This window comes from Spirosoma panaciterrae DSM 21099 (genome assembly GCF_000374025.1).
Lineage (GTDB): Bacteria > Bacteroidota > Bacteroidia > Cytophagales > Spirosomataceae > Spirosoma > Spirosoma panaciterrae.
This window is the reverse complement of record NZ_KB893243.1, coordinates 77,076-94,956: the sequence shown is the minus strand read 5'-3', so window position 1 is coordinate 94,956 and position 17,881 is coordinate 77,076. Positions and strand designations below refer to the sequence as shown.

23 protein-coding genes are annotated in these 17,881 nt (G+C 48.7%); 18 read left to right on the top strand and 5 right to left on the bottom strand.

What is annotated here, in order from left to right; all coding sequences use genetic code 11:
* Positions 1-88 precede the first annotated feature (88 nt).
* A complete protein-coding gene (locus tag B153_RS0132640; protein WP_020600963.1) occupies positions 89-3,157 on the top strand; it encodes an efflux RND transporter permease subunit in 3,069 nt (1,022 codons plus the stop codon).
* Positions 3,158-3,202: 45 nt separating this feature from the next.
* Here the strand turns inward: B153_RS0132640 and B153_RS0132635 are convergent, their stop codons facing one another.
* The 3 genes from B153_RS0132635 to B153_RS0132625 form a co-directional block, all read right to left on the bottom strand.
* Positions 3,203-4,303 carry a T9SS type A sorting domain-containing protein gene (locus B153_RS0132635; RefSeq protein ID WP_026262627.1) on the bottom strand — a complete coding sequence of 367 codons (1,101 nt, stop codon included), beginning with the start codon at positions 4,301-4,303 and terminating at the stop codon, positions 3,203-3,205.
* 57 nt (positions 4,304-4,360) lie between these two features.
* Entirely contained in the window at positions 4,361-5,545 is a 1,185-nt protein-coding gene (locus B153_RS0132630) for an AIR synthase related protein (protein ID WP_020600961.1), read from the bottom strand.
* A 95-nt stretch (positions 5,546-5,640) separates the two neighbouring features.
* Positions 5,641-6,606, bottom strand: a complete 966-nt coding sequence (locus B153_RS0132625) for a Gfo/Idh/MocA family protein (protein WP_020600960.1) — start codon at positions 6,604-6,606, stop codon at positions 5,641-5,643.
* A gap of 128 nt (positions 6,607-6,734) precedes the next feature.
* Here B153_RS0132625 and B153_RS0132620 point away from each other — a divergent pair, with 128 nt between their 5' ends.
* Complete coding sequence (locus tag B153_RS0132620; protein ID WP_020600959.1) at positions 6,735-7,562, top strand: DUF481 domain-containing protein; 828 nt, start codon at positions 6,735-6,737, stop codon at positions 7,560-7,562.
* Positions 7,563-7,657: 95 nt separating this feature from the next.
* Here B153_RS0132620 and B153_RS0132615 read toward each other — a convergent pair whose 3' ends face one another.
* Complete coding sequence (locus tag B153_RS0132615) at positions 7,658-8,470, bottom strand: LysM peptidoglycan-binding domain-containing protein (protein ID WP_020600958.1); 813 nt, start codon at positions 8,468-8,470, stop codon at positions 7,658-7,660.
* Positions 8,471-8,518: 48 nt separating this feature from the next.
* Positions 8,519-9,007 carry a 5-(carboxyamino)imidazole ribonucleotide mutase gene (gene purE / locus B153_RS0132610; RefSeq protein WP_026262625.1) on the bottom strand — a complete coding sequence of 163 codons (489 nt, stop codon included), beginning with the start codon at positions 9,005-9,007 and terminating at the stop codon, positions 8,519-8,521.
* Between the two features lie 258 nt (positions 9,008-9,265).
* Here purE and B153_RS0132605 point away from each other — a divergent pair, with 258 nt between their 5' ends.
* The 16 genes from B153_RS0132605 (at position 9,266) to rpsH (ending at position 17,872) form a co-directional block, all read left to right on the top strand.
* Positions 9,266-10,324: a dienelactone hydrolase family protein gene (locus B153_RS0132605; protein ID WP_020600956.1), complete on the top strand. Its 1,059-nt coding sequence runs from the start codon at positions 9,266-9,268 to the stop codon at positions 10,322-10,324.
* Positions 10,325-10,641: 317 nt separating this feature from the next.
* A complete protein-coding gene (gene rplC / locus B153_RS0132600) occupies positions 10,642-11,262 on the top strand; it encodes a 50S ribosomal protein L3 (protein ID WP_020600955.1) in 621 nt (206 codons plus the stop codon).
* A gap of 3 nt (positions 11,263-11,265) precedes the next feature.
* Positions 11,266-11,895 carry a 50S ribosomal protein L4 gene (gene rplD / locus B153_RS0132595; RefSeq protein WP_020600954.1) on the top strand — a complete coding sequence of 210 codons (630 nt, stop codon included), beginning with the start codon at positions 11,266-11,268 and terminating at the stop codon, positions 11,893-11,895.
* A 2-nt stretch (positions 11,896-11,897) separates the two neighbouring features.
* Positions 11,898-12,185, top strand: a complete 288-nt coding sequence (rplW, locus tag B153_RS0132590; protein WP_020600953.1) for a 50S ribosomal protein L23 — start codon at positions 11,898-11,900, stop codon at positions 12,183-12,185.
* A 30-nt stretch (positions 12,186-12,215) separates the two neighbouring features.
* Positions 12,216-13,040, top strand: coding sequence for a 50S ribosomal protein L2 (gene rplB / locus B153_RS0132585; protein ID WP_020600952.1), 825 nt, complete (start codon positions 12,216-12,218; stop codon positions 13,038-13,040).
* 9 nt (positions 13,041-13,049) lie between these two features.
* The gene (gene rpsS, locus B153_RS0132580; RefSeq protein ID WP_020600951.1) at positions 13,050-13,328 is read left to right on the top strand and encodes a 30S ribosomal protein S19; all 279 of its coding nucleotides are present in this window, start codon (positions 13,050-13,052) and stop codon (positions 13,326-13,328) included.
* 81 nt (positions 13,329-13,409) lie between these two features.
* Positions 13,410-13,802 (top strand): 50S ribosomal protein L22, encoded by a 393-nt coding sequence (gene rplV, locus B153_RS0132575; protein ID WP_026262624.1) that lies wholly within the window; start codon positions 13,410-13,412, stop codon positions 13,800-13,802.
* Between the two features lie 6 nt (positions 13,803-13,808).
* Positions 13,809-14,666 carry a 30S ribosomal protein S3 gene (rpsC, locus tag B153_RS0132570; RefSeq protein WP_020600949.1) on the top strand — a complete coding sequence of 286 codons (858 nt, stop codon included), beginning with the start codon at positions 13,809-13,811 and terminating at the stop codon, positions 14,664-14,666.
* Positions 14,667-14,762: 96 nt separating this feature from the next.
* Positions 14,763-15,194, top strand: coding sequence for a 50S ribosomal protein L16 (gene rplP, locus B153_RS0132565; RefSeq protein WP_020600948.1), 432 nt, complete (start codon positions 14,763-14,765; stop codon positions 15,192-15,194).
* 20 nt (positions 15,195-15,214) lie between these two features.
* Positions 15,215-15,409 (top strand): 50S ribosomal protein L29, encoded by a 195-nt coding sequence (gene rpmC / locus B153_RS0132560; RefSeq protein WP_020600947.1) that lies wholly within the window; start codon positions 15,215-15,217, stop codon positions 15,407-15,409.
* Between the two features lie 12 nt (positions 15,410-15,421).
* The gene (gene rpsQ, locus B153_RS38945) at positions 15,422-15,787 is read left to right on the top strand and encodes a 30S ribosomal protein S17 (protein WP_020600946.1); all 366 of its coding nucleotides are present in this window, start codon (positions 15,422-15,424) and stop codon (positions 15,785-15,787) included.
* Between the two features lie 3 nt (positions 15,788-15,790).
* Positions 15,791-16,159 (top strand): 50S ribosomal protein L14, encoded by a 369-nt coding sequence (gene rplN, locus B153_RS0132550; protein WP_012930232.1) that lies wholly within the window; start codon positions 15,791-15,793, stop codon positions 16,157-16,159.
* 3 nt (positions 16,160-16,162) lie between these two features.
* Complete coding sequence (rplX, locus tag B153_RS0132545; RefSeq protein ID WP_020600945.1) at positions 16,163-16,519, top strand: 50S ribosomal protein L24; 357 nt, start codon at positions 16,163-16,165, stop codon at positions 16,517-16,519.
* Between the two features lie 15 nt (positions 16,520-16,534).
* Positions 16,535-17,089 (top strand): 50S ribosomal protein L5, encoded by a 555-nt coding sequence (gene rplE / locus B153_RS0132540; RefSeq protein WP_020600944.1) that lies wholly within the window; start codon positions 16,535-16,537, stop codon positions 17,087-17,089.
* A 23-nt stretch (positions 17,090-17,112) separates the two neighbouring features.
* Positions 17,113-17,382, top strand: coding sequence for a 30S ribosomal protein S14 (gene rpsN, locus B153_RS0132535; protein WP_020600943.1), 270 nt, complete (start codon positions 17,113-17,115; stop codon positions 17,380-17,382).
* 91 nt (positions 17,383-17,473) lie between these two features.
* The gene (rpsH, locus tag B153_RS0132530; RefSeq protein WP_020600942.1) at positions 17,474-17,872 is read left to right on the top strand and encodes a 30S ribosomal protein S8; all 399 of its coding nucleotides are present in this window, start codon (positions 17,474-17,476) and stop codon (positions 17,870-17,872) included.
* Positions 17,873-17,881: the final 9 nt, after the last annotated feature.

The following is a 17,881-nucleotide window of genomic DNA, read 5'->3' as shown; positions in this document are numbered from 1 at the left end:
GGGCATCTCCACTACCCCTGTGTAGCTCAGTGTCACAACTGTACACAGAGCCCAAAAGAGATGCCACTGAGATTCACAGAGAAAAGCGATGAACCTATCCGAATTTTCCGTCAAAAACTGGCAGTTTATGCTAGTGCTATTTCTTGGAGTAGCTGCACTGGGGATAAACTCACTATTGAATATGCCTCGGGGTGAAGACCCTGAATTTACGGCCCCTACCTACATTGTAGCGGTCATTTATCCCGGTACCGACGCCCTTGATATGGAGAAACTGGTCGTTGATCCAGGCGAAGCACGCTTTAACGCCCTGGAAGATATGGGGCACGTTATTACGAACGTAGATGATGGCCTGGCTGTGTTTCGGATTGAATACAATTACGGTGTTGACCCCGATGAAAAATACCAGGAAATAATTCGGGAAGTCAACGCGCTGAAAACCGAACTACCTTCCGACATCTACCGAATCGATATCAAGAAATTTTCGCCGACCGATGTAAACATAGTTCAGGTTGCTCTTTTATCAGAAGTAGCTTCTACGAAAGAACTGGGCGAGTATGCCGACAAGCTCAAGAAGGAATTTGAAAAAATAAAAAGCCTCAAAAACGCCGAAGACTGGGGCTATCCAGCATCAGTTGTCCGGGTATCGCTCAATATTGAGAAGATGGCCCAAAACGGCATTGCGGTCAATCGGGTGCTCGGGGCGCTACAGGCCGAGAATCTGAATATACCCGGTGGAAATATTCAGGCGGGTACTCGCAAATTCAACGTCAAAACATCGGGCGACTACCAATCGCTGGATGAAATCAGAAACACGATCGTATCGACCAATGGGCAAAAAATTATCTACCTGCGCGATGTGGCCGACGTCGATTTCAACTACGAAGACGAAACCTACATTACCCGACTCAATGGGCATCGGGCGGTGCTGGTAACAGCCGGGCAAAAAACGGGTGAAAACATCGCTAAAGTCGGGCAGCAGTTGAATCCGGTCATCGACCGATTTGCGAAGACCTTACCCCCACATATTACTCTGGTTAAAAACTTCGACCAGACGGTTAGTGTCAACAAGCGGCTGGATCATTTCGTGCAAGATTTTGGGCTGGCCATTCTACTGGTATCGCTTACGCTTCTCCCCCTGGGATTCCGGGCGGCTATCGTGGTTATGATTTCAATTCCGCTGTCGTTAGCGATTGGACTGGCGGGGCTCGACCTGTTAGGCTTTAGTATCAACCAGTTAAGCATTGTCGGGCTCATCGTTGCATTGGGAATTCTGGTCGATGATTCGATCGTTGTCGTTGAGAATATCGAACGCTATCTGCGCGAGGGGTACTCTAAACGTGAAGCAGCCATTAAAGCAACCAGCCAGATTACCCTGGCCGTAATTGGCTGTACAACAACATTGATTCTGGCGTTTCTACCGCTGCTTTTCCTACCCGAAGCCTCCGGCGATTTCATCCGCTCGCTACCGATGGCGGTAGTCACAACCATTCTGGCATCGCTGTTTGTTTCGCTGACCATCGTTCCCTTTCTATCGAGTCGAATTCTGAAAGAAGAGCATAACCCTGAGGGCAACATCTTCATGCGGGCGCTGAAAAAACTCATTAGCGGGTCGTATAGCCGTCTGTTGCATTGGGGGTTACGTCATCCGGTTGTGACTTTACTGATTGCCGGTGTCTTATTTACCGGCGCCCTGTATATGTTCAAACTGGTTGGTTTTGCTCTGTTCCCAGCTTCGGAAAAACCACAGTTTCTGATCAATATCGAAACCCCAGATGGGACCAGTTTGTCAGAAACTGACCGGGTCGCTCGCTATGTAGAAGGCCAATTGAAGCGCGAACCGGATGTCAAATATATTACAACGAATGTAGGTCGTGGTCAACCCCGCATCTACTACAACATCATTCAGCGAAATGAATCGCCCAACTACGCTCAGTTTTACGTGCAATTGGTGGATCTCGAACCAGCCGAAAAACGGGTTTTGATCGATAAACTGCGTGAACGATTCAAGTATTATCCCAACGCTAAAATCGAAGTAAAGGATTTCGAGCAAGGACCCGACCAGGAAGCTCCCGTTGCCGTCCGTGTCTTTGGTGAAAACCTTGATACGCTGAAAGTAATGGCCTCCCGCGTAGAAAAGGCTTTCAAACAAACGCCTGGTCTGATTTACGTCAATAACCCGCTTTCGAATCAGAAAACGGATTTACGAGTGCGCATCAACAAAGAAAAAGCGGGCTTACTGGGCATTTCGATTGCTGATGTTAACCGTACGATCCGGCTGTCCATCGCCGGACTGAATGTAGGCACATTCAAAGAACCCAACGGCGACGATTACACCATCAATGTAACCCTGCCCAAAGGTAAAGTAGCCGACCAGCGCGTTTTGAGCGATTTGTATGTCAACACCTTAACGGGTTCAGCCGTGCCCCTCCGCCAAATCGCTGATCTGGAATTTGAAAGCAGCATGAACCAGATTCGCCACTACGACAAAGACCGCTACGTGACCATCACAGGTTTTGTAAAAACGGGCTATCTGGTCGATAATGTCTTCAACGACGTACTGGCCAAACTGGACAAGATGAAGTTTCCTAATGGGTTTAGCTATAAAGCTGCGGGCGAGCTCGAAAGCCGGGAGAAATCGTTTGGTGGGTTAGGCACAATCATCCTGATCACCATCTTCGGATTTATTGCCGTACTGGTACTGGAATTTGGCACTTTCAAGAGCACACTGATCGTGTTATCGGTCATTCCTCTCGGGGTAATCGGCGCGGTACTGGCACTCTATTTTACGGGCAATCCGTTCTCGTTCGTAGCTGTTATTGGGTTGATTGCCCTAATCGGTATCGAGGTTAAAAATTCGATTCTGCTGGTCGATTTCACTAACCACCTGCGCGAAGAAGGTATGTCGCTCATCGATGCGATTCAGGAAGCGGGCGAAATCCGATTTGTGCCTATTGTTCTGACCTCGCTGACCGCGATTGGCGGACTCATTCCACTCGCTATTGAAGGGAATCCACTTTATTCGCCATTAGCCTGGGTCCTTATCGGGGGCCTGATTTCCAGCACCTTACTCTCGCGTGTGGTAACACCCGTCTTGTATAAATTGCTGCCCCCACGCGTTGAAATAAAAACGGTTACGCCAGAACCTGAGTTTGCTTAACCTTTAGCTTCCCGAAAGGTTGACCTTTCGGGAAGTTGCTTATACCTATCGCACCAACACCTCTATTACTTTTCGTTGGCTATTGGTTTGCACTACAAGCCAGTAGAGCCCAACTGCCAACGGCTGATCGACCAAAAAATCCCCTTCCCCCGCCTGCACTTCCAATCGCCCCAAAACGGTTTGCCCAGTCCGTGTCAACAGCTGTACAGTTGTCCCTTCGGCATTCCACAAGCGAAGATGAATCCGGTCGGGATTGGCAGGATTGGGATATACTGCGATAACAGGCTCATCCTGCCGGATAATAGCCGATATAAGTTTATAGGTATGAACTGTTCCATCGAAATCCACCTGTTTCAAGCGATAGTAGTTGATTCCGGGAAATGGATTGCTGTCAATCAGCCTGTAATCCTGCTGCTCATTTGTAGTGCCTCGGGCTGCCACCTCCCCAATCCGTTTATACTCACCCAAATCGCTGCTGCGTTCAACAACAAACTTATCGGCATTATACTCAGCGGTGGTTGCCCAGACCAGTTGAACCCGGTCGCCATCGGGTCTGGCCGTAAATGAAAGGAGCGTAACGGGCAACGATGAACCATTTATCTGAATTTCATCCAACTTAAGCGTACCTCCACCAGCGGCCGGCTGACATGCATAAATGCGAAAAGTAATAGCCGACGATTGATTGATGAAGTTCCCACCATTGAGCGTAATTGAAGCCGTTTGATAAGACGTAGAGGTTGTATTGGTATAAATATCACTGGCAAAGCCATCGGCGCTTGAACGAACATAGATCTGTTGCGGCCCCTGGGCAGAACGAGAAAAGGCAAAGGAAAGAGACGTTAGCGTGACGTGAGCGGTCCCCTGAGGCTGCACCGAAAATTGAACATACTCGGTTTGATTACATAATGATGTGGACCAGTTCTGTACGTTTACACCCAGATTCACATAGCCGCTGGTGTAGGGATTAACCGCTATCTTATTAACGCCCGTATAGCTGACCGACGAAACTGCTACTAATGGATTTGACGAGCTGCCATTATCATTTCCTTCAAAACTCCATGTACCAGCAAATGGAGCCGTTTGAGCGATTGCCATCTGGCCAATGAGCAACCCAATCAATACAGCAACTCTGTATAGTTTTCTCATATCCTGCAGGTCATTAAGCGAATTCGCCTATTGGACCGCAAAACAGGAATAAGTCACTTAGTACACAAATTCACCGACTTCGCTCCGAATCGTAACCCGCTTGCCCGAATAAGCCTCCACACGTCCGATTATCTGCGCATCAATCCCAAACGATTGCGAAATCTCGATTACCCGCTGGGCATGTTCTTCCGACAGGTAAACCTCCAGCCGATGTCCCATATTGAAAACTTTGTACATTTCCTGCCACTCGGTTCCGCTTTCGCTTTGAATCAGTTGGAACAAAGGAGGAATAGGAAACAGATTGTCCTTAATAATATGCAGGTTATCCACAAAGTGAAGCACCTTTGTCTGAGCTCCACCCGAACAGTGGACCATGCCATGAATCTGGTTCCGAAGTTCGTTAAGCAGGGCTTTAGCCACTGGGGCATAGGTACGGGTAGGCGAAAGAATCAGTTGCCCAACTGTTGGTTGGACAACCTGCGAATCTGAATTCGCAATATCGATGGTGTCTGTCAGCTTTTTTGAGCCGCTGTAGATCAGACTACGGTCAACGGCCGGGTCGAAACTTTCTGCATATGTATCGGCCAGGTAATGGGCCAGTACATCATGCCGGGCCGAAGTCAGGCCATTGCTCCCCATGCCACCGTTATAACTCGTTTCATACGTGGCCTGCCCAAACGAAGCCAGCCCAACAACGACATCACCTGCCTGAATGCGGTCGTTGCTAATGACCTCATCGCGTCGCATACGGGCAATAACTGTACTATCTACAATTACGGTACGAACCAGATCGCCCACATCAGCCGTTTCACCACCTGTACTGTAAATCTCGATACCATGTTCGCGCAGCATGTGAAGTATCTCCTCAGTACCGTTGATAATTTCGGCGATTACTTCACCCGGAATCAGGTTTTTGTTCCGGCCAATGGTCGACGAAAGGAGCATAGGTCCCGTAGCCCCCACGCAAATCAGATCATCCGTATTCATGACCACAGCGTCCTGAGCAATTCCTTTCCAGACACTCAGATCGCCCGTTTCACGCCAGTACAGATAAGCCAGTGATGATTTGGTACCGGCCCCATCGGCGTGCATAATGGTGCAGAAATCCGGATCGCCCGCAAGCGTGTCGGGTACGATTTTGCAAAAAGCTTTGGGGAAAAGGCCCTTGTCGAGTTGGGCAATGGCGTTATGAACGTCTTCTTTACTGGCGGATACCCCGCGCTGTGCATAGCGGTCAGTCATGGGGCAAAGGTAGGAAAAAAGGAGCAGGGAAACGGGAGATAGCAGCAGGTAAATAGCCCTGCCCCTTCTCCCTTTTATCGCTTCCTCCTTTCTCCTTAATAACTAATCCCTGCTTCTGCCCGAACGGTATCCAGCAGTTGCATCAGGTTCAGACTATCATCGAGCGACCAGAGCGGACTTTCTGTTTTCCCTTCCTGCAGACACTCCATGACGTGTTTTGCTTCGTAATCATACCCGTGTGTGTCGCGGTCGAAGGTAAATGTTTCAGTCGTTCCATCTTCCCGATTGAGCGTAATACCCTTGGTTTCGTGAAATCGGCTATGAATTCGAATTTGGCCCGTTTCGCCCTGAATGATACCCAGACAATCCGTAGCGGCCAACAGACAGCTATCCAGCAAAGCCACTTGCCCATCGGCATAGGTCAAAACCATGCCACACTGTTCATCGACATCGGTAGAGCTGAACGTTGCCGATGCCTTTACTGTCGTTGGCTTCCCTAAAATCAGGTAGGACAGAAACAACGGGTAAATCCCGATATCGAGCAGGGAGCCTCCACCCAGAGCCTTGTTGAACAAGCGTTTTTCGGGTAAAAATGGGGCTTTAAAACCAAAATCGGCCTTTACCGAAACTACGTTCCCGACAGCACCTGATTTAACCAGATCCTGCGCAAACACAATACCAGGCATAAACCGACTCCAGAGCGCTTCCATTAGAAATACCCCTTTCGAACGTGCCGTTTCGACCATTTCGCGAACCTGATCGCCATTCATCGCAAAGGGTTTCTCACCCAACACAGCTATACCACCGTTTAGCAGCATCATTACGTTTTCATGATGTTTAACATGGGGCGTTGCTACGTACACTACGTCTAAGTCTGGCAGGGTTAAAAGTTCTTCATACGAGCCAAAGGCGTGTGGAATTGAATAGGTTTCGGCAAATTCAGTCGCACGTTGCAAGTCGGAGGAAGCAACAGCATAGAGTTGGGCGTCAGGCACCGTGAGCAAGTCCTGTACAAATTTATGGGCAATACGGCCCGGCCCTAAAATTCCCCAGCGGGTCATGATACGATTAGTTAATTGGGCTATAGGATAAATTGAGTCGTTTGACAACTGCCAAGTAAGCTCTTTTTTTCTAAGTTGCGACCTCACCAATACCTCTTTCTGTGAAATACACTCCGTTATGGCTCTTTTTGATCGGTTTTCTTTCCGTTTGCTCAACCGTACAAGCTCAGATTGTTGAACAGCCTGACCCACTACGCCCTTCAACACCCAGCGCCGATTCAACCAAAACGAACGCAAACACAGATTCCACAAAAACTACCCCAGATACCGCCCACCGGGATACCTTAGTGAAGGTACCGACTCCGATCTTTCGGTATCGGTTCACAGCCGATGGAACGATTACCACCGGTAATGTCAATCGTACTTTACTTCAACTCACGGGTTCTATCGATTACCAGCTTAATAATTATTTCAAGCTGTCGAGCAACCCCTCATTTGTGTATGGTCAGCAAAGCGGTATCCTGGCCGAACGGGAGTGGTTTGGTGATTTCCGAACAACACTTCGCCACGAAAAGCGGCTCTACTATCTAGCATTTGGCTCCTACGAACGAAGCAATTTGCGCCAGATTAACCACCGCTGGACGGTAGCCGCCGGCATGGGCTATAAACTTCTCAATCGAAAGCGAGCGTATATTTCGATCACAGATGTGCTTATGCAGGAATACACCGATTTTATCGAGCTAGCCGATATAAACATCTTCCGAAATTCAACTCGGCTGTTTGGTGAGTACGCCTTTGATAATGACCGTTTTAAAGTAACCCATACCGTCTTCTACCAGCCCGCTTTAGGGCAATATAACGTCCGGTGGAACGCCAGTCTGAGCGTTCAATTTCAATTTACCAAAGTGATCAGTCTGCGCTCGACGGTTGCCAACGCCTATGAAAGCCTGGTTGTACCGGGTCGGCAAAACAACGATTTCCGCTTCACGATGGGATTGGTCTATGAAAAGCAGTAAAAGGAGCGAGTCGTTCGGAGTGAGCATAGCTGATGCAAAAACGTTGCTTTCGCATCAGCTATGCTTACTCCGAACGACTCGCTCCTTTTACCTCCTTACTGTTTATCAGGAAACGGAATAATCAATTTTTCGCCACGGGTAGCCATATCTTTTGTGCGTTTGTTGGCGCGCATAATAGCCTCCTTGCTAACGCCGTATTTTTGGGCCACAACACGCAGCACATCGCCCGGCCCAACGGTATGCACGGCCATTACTTTTACATTCAGTTTTGTAATACCTGCTTTCACATCACTTTCCGACACGCCCGGATTCATTTCCTTGAGCGTACTGATTTTCATATTATACCGATTAGCAACGCCATAGAACGTTTCACCTGAGCCAACCGTGTATGTGCTGGTTACCCCTCCAGGTTTAATTTTTGGCTTCTCGATCACTTCTTCGGCTTTAGGCTTCTCCTCCTTTGGCTTTTCTTCCTTCGGTTTCTCAGCAGGCTTCTCTACTTTAGGTTTCTCAGCGGGCTTTGCAGCTTCCGCTTTCTCAGTGGGAGCTGGCTTTCCATCCGTTGTTTCCCGGTTATCTTCTGCAACCTCTTCTGCATTGGCGTTGGCTTCTGGCGCATCGTCAGGAGGAGCCGCCTGCGAGAGGTCGACGGGCGCGGGCTGCGATGAGGTATCTACCTCTTCGGGCGACATCAGCATGTCGGGATCGTTTTGCGCCAGTGGTTGCTGCGATGTCGTATCGAGCGCTACATTAGTCAGCTCATCTGAGCCGTTGGTGTCATCTGTAATATAATCGTAACCGATGTATAACAAAGCAGCAATCAACCCCACCAGTACAACCAGCGTAATAGCTGGCAAATTGGAGTTTGAAGCTGGACGTGGATTAGAATGTTGGCTTTCAGTTGCCATGGTTTACTTAATTACAGGTAGTGAATAACGTAAAGTAGCCGTTTCAACTCATTTCGCACTATTGGCTAATTCAGAACTCATTTGAGCAACCTTTTCCTTCAGAGCTTCTTTAAACTGACTTAGTTTTTCGGCAACGGTACCATCAAACGTACCTACGATCTGTGCCGCCAGAATCCCAGCATTACGGGCTCCGTCGAGTGCCATAGTAGCCACAGGTACACCGGCCGGCATTTGCAGAATCGACAAGACTGAATCCCAGCCGTCAATAGAATTACTTGATTTGACAGGGACTCCGATAACGGGCAGTGTTGTCAACGAGGCCACCATGCCGGGCAGGTGAGCGGCTCCCCCCGCCCCCGCAATAATTACCTTGATACCCCGACTGCGGGCGGTTTTTGCATAATCGACCATTTTTTCAGGGGTCCGATGGGCCGACACAATATCCATTTCCCACGATACGCCCAACTCATTCAGGATGTCGGCAGCCTCCTGCATCACCTTTCGGTCCGAAAGGCTACCCATTATAATACCTACCATTCAGATGAACTAACTTGACTCTCTGCGAAATAACGTAGATTATAGGAGAATTGCGCACCGCAGCAAGTAATTTTATTTGTATATGGACCTGATGCCTGGTCGTAATGATGTATTATTCATCTATTTTGACAACAAACATTCAAAGCCCTGTAGCGATAAACTAGTTGTTGCTAACTGTTAAAAAACCTCAACAAATGTTAAATCTGCACGCTCTCTCCCGAAAAACACCCTGATTTGCCTGACACAAAATCAGGCAACATGAAACAATTGCTATTTTTTCTCTCTCTTTGGACAGTCTCTCAAGCACACGGACAAACTGCCCAACTTGACCAGCTATGTCAGGTATTCCATCTGCCCGACGGAAAAGACACCACTACTTTTATCATTTTTGGCACTCAGGAAGACCTAAAGGTCAAAAAACCGCTATTCCTGTTTCGGCAGGGCTCACAGCCAATGCCTCTTATTGTTCAGGATAGTGGCAAGTATTACCTCATAGCCTCCCCGTTTCATTTTCGAACGTATAAAGACTCGTATCATTTTGTTATGGTGCAGAAACCGGGCGTCCGCCTAGTAGCTACGCAGCAGTTTCTGGACAGTTATCAGGAAGCGATGCGTACAGGCAAACCAACACCTGAGTACATCAGCCAGAAATACACCGAAAACAACTACCGCGAACGGTATGTAGCCCAGTGCAATCAGGTTATCAATTTCCTGATCAAACAGCCGTGGGTCGATACGCGTAAAGTGGTATTCTGTGGTGGTTCAGAGGGGTTTACAGTGGGAGCCGATTTGGTAGCCAATTATAATCGGCATATAACCCACACGATTCTGTTTTCGGGCCACGTCGGTCGACGTTTTGAGAATCCAATTTTTGATATACGTCAACAGACTGAAAAAGGTCAACTAAGCCCAGAAGACGGCCAAAAACAGATTGAGTCCTTATATGCCTGGTGGGCAGACATTCAGAAACATCCTACGGCACTAACCAATGCGCCCGCCGATACATACCGGGCCTGGAAATCTTTTTCAATTCGCAATCTGGATAATCTGTTACGGATCAATACTCCCTTATACATTGCTTACGGTACAGCCGACAGAGAAATCGCCATTGGTCTTGATTATCTCCCCTTAGAATTTATTGAGCTGGGCAAAACTAACCTTACTCTCAAAGCCTATCACGACCACGACCATCAGTTTTTCAAACTGAAACGCGATACGAACGGGCAAATTATTGATAAAGAATACAATGGCGAAGCTGTCGCCAAAGATTGGATGGACTGGCTCGACCAAAAAAGAATCAAAACTTCTTTAAAATAATTTTTCTATTTCTCACAACTATTTTCTAATTTTGCACTCCCAAACTCGAAACACGAATCAACAACATACGAGGGTGAAGGTCTGCTTCTGTGGAAACCACACCTGACTTTTGGGCAAACAAGCCTTGCAAGCCAAGGTTTTGTATGTCCGTGAAAGGTCAGGTGCAGTGCGCCCGACCTTTTTTGTTGTTTCAGGGGCTGATTTTTAAGCAGATATAGGATTCGTCTGATTATTTGTCTAATTTTGCGGCCCGATTCGGAAGGTCCGGGTTGGAAAAGCGTATCTAAATTTTACCTGCTTACTTTAAACAAACACAAATGTCTGGTTTAATTGGCAAGAAAATCGGGATGACCAGTGTGTACAATGCGGACGGGCAGGCTCTGGCATGTACAGTCATTGAAACGGGTCCCTGTGTCGTAACACAAGTACGTAGCATCGAGAAAGATGGCTACAAAGCCGTGCAGCTTGGTTATGGCGAGAAGAAAGAAAAGCACAGCAACAAGCCGGAGTTGGGCCACTTCAAGAAAGCGGGTACCACGCCTAAACGCAAACTGGTTGAATTCAAAGAATTCGAGCAGGAGCTGAATCTGGGCGATACACTTACGGTAGCCGATGTATTTACTGAATCTGACTTCGTTGATGTAGTCGGAACAGCAAAAGGTCGTGGTTTCCAAGGCGTTGTGAAACGTCACGGATTCGGTGGTGTGGGCGGTCAAACGCACGGTCAGCACAACCGGGGTCGTCACCCAGGTTCGATTGGTGCCTGTTCGTTCCCATCGCGGGTATTCAAAGGTCTTCGTATGGCCGGTCGTATGGGCGGTAACCGCGTAACGGTACAAAACCTGCGTGTTCTGCGTATTCTGCCTGAGCAAAACCTGATTGTTATCAGCGGTTCAGTTCCCGGAGCTAAAAATTCATACGTAATTATCGAGAAGTAGGCCATGGAAGTAATCGTATATAACAGCAAGGGCGAAGACACAGGCAAAAAGGTCACCCTTTCGGAAGAGATCTTCGGTATTGAACCGAATCAACACGCGATTTACCTCGACGTGAAACAGTACCTGGCCAACCAACGTCAGGGAACACACAAAGCAAAAGAACGCGCTGAAGTTGCCCGTTCGACCCGCAAGCTGAAAAAACAAAAAGGTACTGGTGGTGCCCGTGCAGGTAGCGCCAAGTCGCCAGTTTTCGTTGGTGGTGGTACCGTTTTCGGACCTCGTCCCCGCGATTACAGCTTCAAACTGAACAAAAAAGTAAAATCGCTGGCTCGCCAATCGGCTTATGCCGTTAAAGCGCAGGCTAACAGCATTTCGGTTATTGACAGCATTTCGCTGGAAGCTCCCCGCACGAAAGATTACATTCAGTTCCTGAATGATCTGAAACTATCAGGCCGCAAAACGCTCCTGATTCTGCCCGACGTAAACACGAATGTGGTTCTGTCGAGCCGGAATGTTCAGAAGGCGAAAGTAACAACCGCTGCGCAGGTAAATACGTACGATCTGATGAATGCCGATCAACTGCTCATCAGTGAAGAAGCGCTGTCAACCATCCAAACCTTGTTTGAGAAATAATCATGAGCGTACTGAAACGACCAATCGTCACCGAAAAAATGACGGGCCTTAACAAGCAGGGGAAGTATGCTTTTGAGGTTGAACTGAAAGCCAACAAACTCGAAATCGGCAAAGCCATCGAGAAAATGTATGGCGTCAATGTTGAGTCTGTCAACACGATCCGGACTTTCGGAAAACGTCGCAGCAAAAACATCAACGGACGCATTGTATCGGGCAAAACCCCTACAACGAAAAAAGCAATCGTAACGGTTGCAGAGGGCGAAGTAATTGACATTTACGCTGACCTGTAAACCGAGCCTTGCTCTATCACTTAATCAGTCATGGGAGTTAAAAAACTAAGACCCGTAACACCGAGTACACGTTTTCGCGTGGCACCCGATTTTGCGGAAATCACCACCTCCAAGCCGGAAAAAAGCCTGCTGGAGCCCCTCAGAAAAACCGGTGGCCGGAACAACGAAGGTCACCGCACTATGCGCTACATAGGTGGCGGTCATAAGCGGCATTACCGTATTATTGACTTCAAGCGCGACAAAGTCGGCCAACCAGCCGAAGTTTTGACTGTAGAATACGATCCCAACCGCTCGGCCCGCATCTCGCTGGTACAATATGCCGATGGTGAGAAGCGCTACATCATCGCTCCCCAGGGAATCACAGTTGGTCAGAAAATCACGTCGGGCACAGGCTCTACTCCCGATGTAGGGAACGCACTGCCACTGTCTGAAATGCCACTGGGTACTATTGTCCACAATATCGAGCTGACACCTGGTAAAGGGGGCTCAATGGCTCGTTCGGCGGGTACCTACGCTCAATTGGTCGGACGTGAAGATAAGTATGCAATCCTGCGTCTGCCATCGGGCGAAACCCGTCGTGTGCTAAGTGCTGGTATGGCAACCGTTGGTTCGGTATCAAACCCCGACCACATGAACGTAGTGATCGGTAAAGCCGGTCGTAAGCGCTGGATGGGTATCCGTCCTCGTGTTCGTGGTGTGGTTATGAACCCAATCGATCACCCAATGGGTGGTGGTGAAGGCCGGGCTTCTGGTGGTCACCCACGTTCGCGTAACGGTCAGATGGCTAAAGGTCAGAAGACCCGTAACCGGAACAAGGCATCTGAAAGCATGATTATTAGCCGACGCAAAAAGTAACAGATAACAATGGCACGTTCACTTAAAAAAGGCCCATATATTGATTTCCGTCTGGACAACAAAGTACAGGCACAGAATGAATCGGGCAAGAAATCGGTCATCAAAACCTGGTCGCGTCGTTCGATGATTTCGCCAGATTTCGTAGGCCACACCTTCGCCGTTCATAACGGTAACAAGTTTATCCCGGTTTACGTAACGGAAAACATGGTAGGCCACAAGCTTGGCGAGTTCTCACCAACCCGCAACTTCCGGGGGCACACCGCAAAGAAAGACAAGGGCAAACGATAAATCAGCATAGGGCGTTGAGCATTGGGACGAGGGTAATTTTTAATCCCCTGCCCCCTGCTCCGAACCCCAAGCCATAAAACAATGGAAGCAGTAGCAAGACTTAGAGATGTGCCCACGTCGCCCCGTAAGATGCGGTTAATCGCCGACCTGATTCGTGGTCAGCGCGTTAGCCGGGCGTTGGGTCTATTAAAATATCAGCCACAGGCTGGTGCCGCCGTATTGCAGAAAGTGCTTTTGTCGGCCGTTGCCAACTGGCAACAGAAAAATGAAGATGAGCGGATTGAAGATGCTGATCTGTACGTAAAAACGGTTTTTGTTGATGGAGGTCCTATGCTGAAGCGTCTGCGCCCCGCCCCTCAGGGCCGTGGTCACCGGATTCGGAAACGCTCGAACCACATCACAATCGTAGTCGACAGCGCAGCCCAATCCCTGTTGCAATCGGCAGAAGCAGAAACCCCTGAAAACGAACAATAAGAAGAAATGGGACAAAAAATAAATCCAGTTGGCCTGCGACTTGGTATTGTTCGGGGCTGGGAATCGAGCTGGTATGGTGGGAAAGAGTTTTCGGATAAACTCGTTGAAGACGAAAAAATCCGGAAATATGTAGCTGCCCGTATTCCGAAAGGAGCCATTGCTCGTGTAGTTATCGAACGTACGCTGAAGCGCGTAACGCTCACGATTCACACAGCCCGTCCGGGTATTGTAATCGGTAAGGGTGGCGGAGAAGTCGATAAGATCAAAGAAGAGCTGAAGAAGATTACGGGCAAAGATGTCCAGATCAACATCTTCGAGATCAAACGGCCAGAAATTGATGCCAAACTGGTTGGAGAAGCCATTGCTCAGCAGCTACAGGCTCGTATTTCGTTCCGTCGTGCCATGAAGCAGGCTATCCAGTCGGCGCTTCGGGTTGGAGCTCAGGGTATCAAAGTGAAAGTATCCGGTCGTTTGGGCGGTGCTGAAATTGCCCGTTCTGAGCAATACAAAGAAGGTCGGGTACCTCTTCATACCCTACGCGCTGATATCGATTACGCTATCTCTGAAGCGCAGACGGTATACGGAAAAATCGGTATCAAAGTGTGGATTTTCAAAGGCGAAGTATATGGCAAGCGCGATCTGTCGCCAGCAGCCATGATGAGCCAGGCACAAGCCGGTGAGCGTTCTGCTGCTTCGAATGATCGGGGCGATCGTCGTGGCCCACGTGGCGACCGTGATGGGAACGATCGGGGCGGCCGTGGTGGACGCAACCGGGGTGACCGTGATGGTAATGATCGGGGTGGCCGTGGCGGTGGTGGTCGTGGTGGTAACGATCGTGGTGGTCGCGGAGGTCAAAAACGATAAAATAAGTTTCATGTTTCCTTGTTTCGAGTTCCATCTTTTACACGCGTAATCGAACCTTGAACTTGACATTTGAAACTTTAAACTGATAACAGAAAGATGTTACAGCCAAAAAGAACAAAATTCCGCAAACAACATAAAGGACGGATTCCAGGCATCGCATCCCGCGGTCATGAGATTTCCTTCGGTACGTTCGCTATCAAATCGCTGGAGCCAGGTCGTATCACTGCTCGTCAGATTGAAGCGGCTCGTATCTCCGTAACGCGGGCTATGAAACGCGAAGGCCAGGTTTGGATTCGTATTTTCCCCGATAAACCAATTACCAAAAAGCCAGCCGAAGTACGGATGGGTAAAGGTAAAGGTGCTCCCGAATACTGGGTAGCCGTTGTAAAACCCGGCACGATTATGTTCGAAGCGACGGGTGTTGATCTGGCAACGGGTATGGAAGCCCTGCGTTTGGCCGCTCAAAAGCTGCCCGTTCGAACCAAATTTGTGGTTCGGCGCGATTATCAGGAGCAAACCGCTGAATAGTACCCTAAGCGACGAACAAAATGAAAAAAGAAGATTTAAAAGGATTGTCGGCTGAACAGCTTCGTACCGAGATTGGTGCCGAACAGGACCGACTGCTGAAATTGAAGTTTGCGCATGCTGTATCTCCTGTTGAGAACCCAATGCGCATCCGCGAGAGCCGTAAACGGATTGCTCGCCTGAACACGGAACTGACAGCTAAATCGCGGCAAGCCTAATAAGACACGACGATGGAAGAGCAACAAGCACCAGCACCGCAGGAAGAAGTAACCACGCCAGCGGCAGCTACAACAGAACAGCCGGCAGCAGCCGCTCCAGCAGCGAGCGAAGCTAGTTCGGCTTCGGAGCGCAACGCTCGGAAAGAGCGTATCGGACGGGTGACCAGCAACAAGATGCAGAAAACCATTACTGTTGCTATCGACCGCAAGGTAAAGCACCCTTTGTACCACAAGTTTCAGAATAAAACGAAGAAACTGACGGTTCATGATGAAAACAATGCGTGTGGTATCGGCGACATCGTTCGTGTCATGGAAACCCGCCCATTGAGTAAAAACAAGCGTTGGAGATTAGTCGAAATCATCGAGAAGGCGAAGTAAGCCATGGTACAGCAAGAATCAAGATTAGGAGTAGCCGATAACAGTGGCGCCAAAGAAGTGCTGGTTATCCGCGTTCTGGGCGGTACAGGCAAGCGGTATGCATCAGTCGGTGACAAGATTGTCGTGACAGTAAAGCAAGCCCTGTCGTCCAGCAATATGAAAAAAGGTACGGTTTCGAAAGCCGTGGTTGTTCGCACGAAGAAAGAAGTACGCCGGAAAGATGGTTCGTACATTCGTTTCGAAGACAACGCAGCCGTGTTGCTCAACAACAACGACGAGCCACGTGGCACCCGGATTTTCGGGCCTGTAGCCCGCGAATTGCGTGAGAAGCAATTTATGAAAATCGTATCGTTAGCCCCAGAGGTACTGTAAGCAATGGAAAAGAAAGTAACGCTACCGAAACACAAATTCCACATCAAAACGGGCGATACCGTTCTGGTGATTGGCGGTAACTCGAAAGGCCAGCGTGGTGTTGTGAAAGAAGTAATCGTAGAAAAAGATCGTGCTCGGGTTGAGGGCGTCGCTATGATTACCAAACACTTGAAGCCAACGGCTTCGAACCCACAGGGAAGCCTCGAAAAAACGGAAGGATCGATCCATATCAGCAATCTGAAACTGGTTGACCCTGCCACCGGCGAACCTACCCGCACAGGTCGTAAGTTGAATGAGAAGGGTAAACTGCAACGGTATTCGAAGAAAACCGGCAATTTCATCCCAGACGTCCGCAAATAATAAAGGTCTAAGAAAATGGCAACGCCAAGACTGAAAGAGAAATATTTAAATGAGGTAATGCCTCAATTGAAAGATAAATTCCAGTATAAGTCGGTAATGCAAGTTCCGCGTCTGAGCAAAATTGTCATCAATAAAGGTATCGGAGCCGCCGTCGCTGATAAAAAATTAGTGGACGTAGGTGTTGACGAACTAACGCAGATCACTGGTCAGAAAGCCGTTGCGACCCTATCGAAAAAGGCGGTCTCGAACTTCAAACTTCGGGAAAAAATGCCGATCGGTGCGAAAGTAACGCTGCGTGGTGAGCGGATGTATGAATTCCTTGACCGGCTAACGACCGTATCGTTACCCCGGGTTCGTGACTTCAAAGGCATCAGCGATAAAGGGTTCGATGGTCGCGGTAACTATACGTTCGGCGTGCAGGAACAGATTATCTTCCCTGAAATCAGCATCGATAAAGTAGCCCGCATTTCGGGAATGGACATCACTTTTGTGACGACTGCCAATACCGATACCGAAAGCTACGAGCTGCTGAAAGCAATGGGAATGCCGTTTGCTAAAAGTGGTAAATAATAACCGACACAAAGGCTAAAACAATGGCAAAAGAATCAATCAAAGCACGGGAACGGAAACGCGAAGCGTTAGTTGCCAAGTATGCTGCTAAGCGTAAGGCTCTGAAAGAGGCTGGTGATTACATCGGTCTGGATAAGCTGCCTAAAAACGCATCGCCCGTTCGTCTGCACAATCGTTGCAAACTGACAGGTCGTCCTCGGGGATACATGCGCAAGTTTGGCATCTCTCGGGTTACCTTCCGCGAGATGGCTTCAGCAGGTAAAATTCCAGGTGTAACCAAGGCAAGCTGGTAATTCCAGAATCCATTTCAATTTGTAATTCAGTTTCCGTAATTTTGCGAACTTTCCTGGAAAACAGGGGTTTGCAAGTAACGCAACGCTTAGAATGAATACAGATCCAATAGCAGATTACCTGACACGCGTCAGAAACGCTATCCGGGCAAAGCACCGGGTTGTGGAAATTCCTGCTTCCAATATAAAGAAAGAAATTACCAAAGTGTTGTACGATAAAGGCTACATCCAAAACTATAAGTTCGATGATAGCACAGCACAGGGCACCATCAAAATTGCACTGAAGTACAACCCCACGACGAAGCAATCCGCTATCGTTGATCTGCAACGCATCAGCCGCCCAGGTCTGCGCCAGTACCGGGGAGCTGATAACCTGCCGCGTATCCTGAATGGCCTGGGTGTCGCTATCCTTTCCACTTCGAAAGGCGTAATGACCGATAAAGAAGCCAAAACGCTGAACGTGGGTGGAGAGGTATTATGTTACGTCTATTAATCCGAATTG

Bases quoted from the DNA above. Each gene is read 5' to 3' on its own strand.
- B153_RS0132640 (WP_020600963.1), top strand. From the start codon at position 89: ATGAACCTATCCGAATTTTCCGTCAAAAACTGGCAGTTTATGCTAGTG.
- B153_RS0132635 (WP_026262627.1), bottom strand. From the start codon at position 4,303: ATGAGAAAACTATACAGAGTTGCTGTATTGATTGGGTTGCTCATTGGC.
- B153_RS0132630 (WP_020600961.1), bottom strand. From the start codon at position 5,545: ATGACTGACCGCTATGCACAGCGCGGGGTATCCGCCAGTAAAGAAGAC.
- B153_RS0132625 (WP_020600960.1), bottom strand. From the start codon at position 6,606: ATGACCCGCTGGGGAATTTTAGGGCCGGGCCGTATTGCCCATAAATTT.
- B153_RS0132615 (WP_020600958.1), bottom strand. From the start codon at position 8,470: ATGGCAACTGAAAGCCAACATTCTAATCCACGTCCAGCTTCAAACTCC.
- purE (WP_026262625.1), bottom strand. From the start codon at position 9,007: ATGGTAGGTATTATAATGGGTAGCCTTTCGGACCGAAAGGTGATGCAG.
- B153_RS0132605 (WP_020600956.1), top strand. From the start codon at position 9,266: ATGAAACAATTGCTATTTTTTCTCTCTCTTTGGACAGTCTCTCAAGCA.
- rplC (WP_020600955.1), top strand. From the start codon at position 10,642: ATGTCTGGTTTAATTGGCAAGAAAATCGGGATGACCAGTGTGTACAAT.
- rplD (WP_020600954.1), top strand. From the start codon at position 11,266: ATGGAAGTAATCGTATATAACAGCAAGGGCGAAGACACAGGCAAAAAG.
- rplW (WP_020600953.1), top strand. From the start codon at position 11,898: ATGAGCGTACTGAAACGACCAATCGTCACCGAAAAAATGACGGGCCTT.
- rplB (WP_020600952.1), top strand. From the start codon at position 12,216: ATGGGAGTTAAAAAACTAAGACCCGTAACACCGAGTACACGTTTTCGC.
- rpsS (WP_020600951.1), top strand. From the start codon at position 13,050: ATGGCACGTTCACTTAAAAAAGGCCCATATATTGATTTCCGTCTGGAC.
- rplV (WP_026262624.1), top strand. From the start codon at position 13,410: ATGGAAGCAGTAGCAAGACTTAGAGATGTGCCCACGTCGCCCCGTAAG.
- rpsC (WP_020600949.1), top strand. From the start codon at position 13,809: ATGGGACAAAAAATAAATCCAGTTGGCCTGCGACTTGGTATTGTTCGG.
- rplP (WP_020600948.1), top strand. From the start codon at position 14,763: ATGTTACAGCCAAAAAGAACAAAATTCCGCAAACAACATAAAGGACGG.
- rpmC (WP_020600947.1), top strand. From the start codon at position 15,215: ATGAAAAAAGAAGATTTAAAAGGATTGTCGGCTGAACAGCTTCGTACC.
- rpsQ (WP_020600946.1), top strand. From the start codon at position 15,422: ATGGAAGAGCAACAAGCACCAGCACCGCAGGAAGAAGTAACCACGCCA.
- rplN (WP_012930232.1), top strand. From the start codon at position 15,791: ATGGTACAGCAAGAATCAAGATTAGGAGTAGCCGATAACAGTGGCGCC.
- rplX (WP_020600945.1), top strand. From the start codon at position 16,163: ATGGAAAAGAAAGTAACGCTACCGAAACACAAATTCCACATCAAAACG.
- rplE (WP_020600944.1), top strand. From the start codon at position 16,535: ATGGCAACGCCAAGACTGAAAGAGAAATATTTAAATGAGGTAATGCCT.
- rpsN (WP_020600943.1), top strand. From the start codon at position 17,113: ATGGCAAAAGAATCAATCAAAGCACGGGAACGGAAACGCGAAGCGTTA.
- rpsH (WP_020600942.1), top strand. From the start codon at position 17,474: ATGAATACAGATCCAATAGCAGATTACCTGACACGCGTCAGAAACGCT.